Genomic DNA, 1,691 nt, shown 5'->3' on the forward strand with positions numbered 1-1,691 from the left:
CCGCCGACTGAGAATCCTTATTATCTTTATATTCCGTCAAATAAAAAGGAAATGTTTAGCGATAATTTCGAAGTAGCGCAAAATAGAAAATTTGAATTTTATACTGCCAAAGAGAATGATACATTACTAACTATAGCTGAAAAAACAGGCGTAAATCATAAAATTATAAAAGAATATAACGGTCTTGCTTCAAGCGAGATAAAGCCTAGTCAAAAATTAGTTATCCCAAGTGAGCAAAACGTAAACTATCTAGCCGAGTATATGGTAAAAAGCGGCGATACGCTCGGCGAAGTTTCTCAGAAATTTGACGTAGCGCTTGAAGATTTAAAAGAAGCCAATACTCTTATGAGCTCAAACAGCTCGATCGGAGCCAAACTTGCCGCAACCGAGTAGGGCTAAATTTATATTTTTTAGTCTATTTTTCGTATTTTTTATGGGCGGCTGTTCGTTCTTGACCTCGCCTTCCGGCGGGATTACTGCTAGTGGCGTCTCAAAAAAGAGCGGCAAAATAAACAGTTCAAAAGGTGTGCATGAAGCAACCATGCGCCCGTATACCATAAACGGAAAAACTTATTATCCGACCGTAGTCAAGGTCGGTGATAGGGCTAGCGGTATAGCCAGCTGGTACGGTCCGGATTTTCACGGTAAAAAGACGTCAAACGGCGAGACTTACGATATGCATGCTATGACGGCGGCGCATAAGACTCTGCCGATGAATACGATGGTGCGCGTGACGAATATAAAAAACGGCAAAAATATCATCGTACGTATAAACGACCGCGGTCCTTTTGTTGCAGGGCGCGTGATAGATCTGTCAAAAACCGGCGCGGTTAAGCTTGATGTATTTAACGTCGGTACGGCTCCGGTTTTGCTAGAGGTCGTCGGCTTTAACGGCAACGTCGGCGGCGGAGCGGCCGTAGCATCCTCGCAGCATAGCTCAAAACAAGCTGGATCGCAAAAACCAAGCACTCAGACTAAGTCGCAACAGCAACAAACTTTCGTAGGCGGTATTTTTATGGTGCAAATCGGCGCATTTAAAAATTTAAGCGGTGCAAATGCCCATAAGCAGCAGCATGCGGGACAATACGGCAACGGTGCCTATGATACTGTCATAAAGTCGTATGATCTTGACGGCGGTAAAATTTACAGAGTGTTTATAAGCGGCTTTAGAAGTGAAGAGGAAGCAAAAGACTTCATAAGCGCAGGACACATTGCTGGCGCATTTTTCGTGAGGGAATAAAATGCAAAGAAAGACAAAAGAGACGGACGTTAGCCTAGAGCTTGAAATTTACGGTAGCGGTAAAGCCGAGATAAGCACGGGCATAGGATTTTTTGACCACATGCTCGAGGCCCTTTGCAAGCACGCTCTTTTTGATATGAAGCTTGTCTGCAAGGGTGATTTGCATGTGGATTTTCATCATAGCGTAGAGGACGTGGGTATCGTTATCGGGCAGGCTTTGCGCGAGAAAATTTATCCGCTTAACGGAGTCGAGAGATTTGGCGAAGCGACGGTGGTGATGGACGAGGCGGCGGTAAACTGCGCCCTTGATCTTTCAAACCGTCCGTTTTTGGTATATGAAAGTATAAACGAGGGCAAAGTCGGCGAATTTGACGTAGAGCTGGCGAACGAATTTTTCCAAGCCCTAGCCTTTAATCTGCAGATGAATCTGCACCTGAAAATTCTTCATGGC

3 protein-coding genes are annotated in these 1,691 nt (G+C 44.7%); all 3 read left to right on the forward strand.

The features are described 5' to 3' along the window. The coding region (locus tag Q0200_RS01150; protein WP_297936777.1) for a LysM peptidoglycan-binding domain-containing protein at positions 1 to 393 on the forward strand (393 nt) is incomplete at its 5' end. Further along, positions 377 to 1,240, forward strand: coding sequence for a septal ring lytic transglycosylase RlpA family protein (locus Q0200_RS01155; protein ID WP_297936779.1), 864 nt, complete (start codon positions 377 to 379; stop codon positions 1,238 to 1,240). The genes Q0200_RS01150 and Q0200_RS01155, both read left to right, overlap by 17 nt. Position 1,241: 1 nt before the next feature. Beyond that, a partial coding sequence (gene hisB / locus Q0200_RS01160; RefSeq protein WP_297936781.1) for an imidazoleglycerol-phosphate dehydratase HisB occupies positions 1,242 to 1,691 on the forward strand: 450 nt, incomplete at its 3' end.

It is taken from the genome of uncultured Campylobacter sp., assembly GCF_938045225.1.
Lineage (GTDB): Bacteria > Campylobacterota > Campylobacteria > Campylobacterales > Campylobacteraceae > Campylobacter_A.